General features: G+C 47.0%; 4 protein-coding genes. All 4 read right to left on the bottom strand.

Going from position 1 to position 3,147, the window contains the following annotated elements; translation table 11 throughout:
* Positions 1-56: 56 nt before the first annotated feature.
* The 4 genes from ON064_RS17805 to ON064_RS17790 all read right to left on the bottom strand — a co-directional run bounded on the left by ON064_RS17805 (position 57) and on the right by ON064_RS17790 (position 2,995).
* A complete protein-coding gene (locus ON064_RS17805) occupies positions 57-551 on the bottom strand; it encodes a GerW family sporulation protein (RefSeq protein ID WP_274625815.1) in 495 nt (164 codons plus the stop codon).
* A gap of 187 nt (positions 552-738) precedes the next feature.
* Positions 739-1,677 carry a magnesium transporter CorA family protein gene (locus ON064_RS17800; RefSeq protein WP_274625814.1) on the bottom strand — a complete coding sequence of 313 codons (939 nt, stop codon included), beginning with the start codon at positions 1,675-1,677 and terminating at the stop codon, positions 739-741.
* 250 nt (positions 1,678-1,927) lie between these two features.
* Positions 1,928-2,686: a class I SAM-dependent methyltransferase gene (locus tag ON064_RS17795; protein WP_274625813.1), complete on the bottom strand. Its 759-nt coding sequence runs from the start codon at positions 2,684-2,686 to the stop codon at positions 1,928-1,930.
* 18 nt (positions 2,687-2,704) lie between these two features.
* Positions 2,705-2,995 (bottom strand): DUF5316 family protein, encoded by a 291-nt coding sequence (locus ON064_RS17790; protein WP_101189552.1) that lies wholly within the window; start codon positions 2,993-2,995, stop codon positions 2,705-2,707.
* Positions 2,996-3,147 lie beyond the last annotated feature (152 nt).

Below are 3,147 nucleotides of genomic sequence, written 5' to 3'. Positions count from 1 at the left end.
CCACCTGGAGATCAATCCCCAGGTGGTTTTCGCTTTAGTCACTATCTTATTCCACTTCAGCCGCTATGCATGACTTTCATTTTCTTGCCTTTGCCTTTCTTCTCGCAGCGTTTTCCCGCTTGCATACGTTTTTTGTGCTTGCCGCCTTTGCTTTTGTTCTGGCTCGCAGCCATCAAAAATCCGAGGCCGGTCATCATGAGCGGTAGCATGACGATGAGTTCCATCGGCACAATGGGCCGGTAAACGGTTTTTTCTGCCGTCACGTCGTAGATACCGACGGGCTTAACCGAGAATGAGCCGCCTGCGCCTTCCCCGTGGCCGCCTTCGAATTCCTCGAAGCCTGGCGATTCTGCATCTTTGTCTTCCCGCTCGTAGCCGCCTCCAGCACCTGCCCCGACGCTATACCGGATTCTCGCTACTGGAATGATGGTCCTGCCTTGCATCTCGATCGGGTCGCCGTAGACGAGCGACACATCACGCGCGCTTGAAAACTTTTCGAAAATCGGTCGTACCGGAGACGATTGGAACGGGATTATTTCTTTTTCCTCCATTTTCTACACTCCTTTTTTGACGATGAATTCTCATGGCCAAGGCAGCAGTAATGGCAAGCGGCATAGATCCGCACTGTCGATTGTTAGTATATACATTCGCCCCGCCAGCCACTAACCCTCTAATTTTTTGAATGAATCCGATTCGAAGCACTAAAAACCGCCTGGATTCTTCTCCAGGCGTTTTTGGCTAAAATATCCTTCTTTTCCATAGAGAAACGGCGATCACAAGCATCAAAATAGCGGACAGGACCAGTGTCGTAATCCATGAACCCGGCTCCTGCCCGGAAATAGGCAATGCCACATTCATACCGAAAAAGCTGAAGATCAAGGTCGGAAGGGTTAAGAATACCGTGAAAAGGGTCAAGGTTTTCATCGTGTTGTTCAATTCATTCGATATGAGTGAAGAATAAGATCCCGTGATGCTGTCCAAGATTCTGGTATACAGCTCGGTTGTTTCGATTCCTTGGTTGTTTTCAATTTTCACATCTTCCAACAAATCTTCATCATCTTCATACAATTTGATGGAATGCGTCCGGAATAGCTTCGTGATGACATCTCCATTCGCTTTTAATGATGTCAGGAAGTACACCAAGCTTTTTTCAATCTCCATGATCTTATAGAGTTGCTTGTTCGTTAAAGACTCCTTCAAATTGCTTTCGATTTTGAGTCGCTGTTTGTTCAATTTCTTCAACTTCATTATGTACTGGGTAGAAATCGACAATAACACTTCAAGTGCAAAGCGATTTTTCATCGACGTATTTACATTTTTCTTGATGACGTTTTCTACTGAGTTCGTCGCTTGGCTGCAAATGGTGACAATGAAATCTCCCCCTAAAATGATGCCTATGGGGATCGTAATATAGGAGTCGAGCTGCGGGCTGTTATCATCGACAATCGGAAGATCGTTAATGATCAATGTACAATTTGTCTCTTCGTCATATTCAATCCGTGCGCTCTCTTCTAAATCCAATGGGTCTTCTAAAAATTCGATGGGAATATTAAAGCGTTCTACTATTCCCCTGATTTCCTCTTGTGAAGGCGCCACCATATTGATCCAACTATTCTTTTCGAAGGTGTCAATTGTTTGTAGAGCTCCGCTAGCAGAGGTTTTATGTATGGTAATCATGTTCGATCCCCCTTTTATTTTCATCTGAAAGCCTCGCCTATAAAGACACTTATAGTAATTGTGACTACAGCGATTTTACATCCAGACCTTAACGAGTTTACCCGAATTAGCTGTAAATCTAACTTTTTCGAAAAGCTGCAGTTTCATTTTAGATTCTCAGGAGTGGAATGAAACACCATCAGCCAGCCATACATACAATTTCAGGCAAATAAAAAGCTGTTTGGATTTTTCTCCAAACAGCTTTTGATCTTCAAATATGTGCGATTGCTTCAAAGGTGACGGCATGCTGAGCGTTTTTCGGGTATTGCCCGTATTCGTAATTGGATGACACGATGATGTCCTCGAAGCCTTGGCTGCCAAGCAGAAGCTTGAATTCCTCGACGCCGTACCAGCGCATCGGGAAACGTTCGAGTTCAGTCTGGATCAGCTTGCCGCCTTGCCATTTCTCGTAGCGGTTATGCGACACGGAACATTGCTTGATCCAATCGACTTCGACGGTCTTGCTCTCGAGCGTAATCACTTCGCCAGCTTTTGTCTGCCAGGTCCGTGTTCTCGGCCGGTCGATCTCAAAACCTTGCGGGACGTACAAATCGACGAGCAACCGTCCGCCTGGCGCCAAGTGCTTGCGGAAATTCTTCAAGGCTTTGATCGCCTGTTCGCGCCCTGCCAGCAGCTGGAACGTTCCCGCCGGCAAAATGATGGCGTCGTATTCGACATCAATGCGGAAAGTTTCCATATCCGCTTCGAATAATTTCGGATGCAAGCCGCGTTCTTTGCAGTGGGCGCGGCAAATATCGAGCATTTCAGATGAACTGTCGAAGCCGTCGATGTGAAGGCTGTCTTCCAGGAGCGGCACGAGCAATCGGCCGGTCCCTGTAGCGGGTTCTAAAATACGCCCTTCATTCCCGGCTAGGCGCTCCCTGTAGAACTCAACATCGCCGAACGATTTGCCGATCGGCTTATCGAGGTCATAAACTTCCGCAGATAACGAACTATAATAGCTGAGCATGACATCCCCCTCTTTCGTTTAAGAAAGTATGAACAATCCGTAAAGCGCCAACACCAGATTCGGCAACGCGAACAGCACGAGGTTTTTCACTTTGGCGTTGCGCGCCTGCTGTGCCCGTCGGCGTTCCGAACTCGTGTTGAATGAAGATTTCACTTGCTTGCCTGCTGTGATGGACGAGATGACCGCCCAGACAAGTGCGATAACGGCGACTGCGCCCGCGATCGGGAACAACAGCGCCCAATCATCCGCCAGGAAAGCGATAAGGGCGATAAGGCCTGATACGAGAAGGCCGAGTAGAAAATGCTTCATAATAGTATTCCTCCTGTATTTCTAGTTTCCTTCTTATTTTACTAAATGAGGAAGGCTGTGGGAAACATTGCGCAAAAAAAGATGTGGGAACTTCATGAGTCTTTTTCTGTGTGGTCGAGAAAATCAGAAACCCGTATTTTCCGAAGCTTATC

The organism is Planococcus sp. A6 (assembly GCF_028823615.1).
Taxonomy (GTDB): domain Bacteria; phylum Bacillota; class Bacilli; order Bacillales_A; family Planococcaceae; genus Planococcus.
This window is presented reverse-complemented; position numbering and strand designations above follow the sequence as displayed.

What these genes read in the sequence shown, in the direction of transcription:
- ON064_RS17800 (WP_274625814.1), bottom strand. Translation starts at nt 1,677, where the DNA reads ATGATTACCATACATAAAACCTCTGCTAGCGGAGCTCTACAAACAATT.
- ON064_RS17790 (WP_101189552.1), bottom strand. Translation starts at nt 2,995, where the DNA reads ATGAAGCATTTTCTACTCGGCCTTCTCGTATCAGGCCTTATCGCCCTT.
- ON064_RS17795 (WP_274625813.1), bottom strand. Translation starts at nt 2,686, where the DNA reads ATGCTCAGCTATTATAGTTCGTTATCTGCGGAAGTTTATGACCTCGAT.
- ON064_RS17805 (WP_274625815.1), bottom strand. Translation starts at nt 551, where the DNA reads ATGGAGGAAAAAGAAATAATCCCGTTCCAATCGTCTCCGGTACGACCG.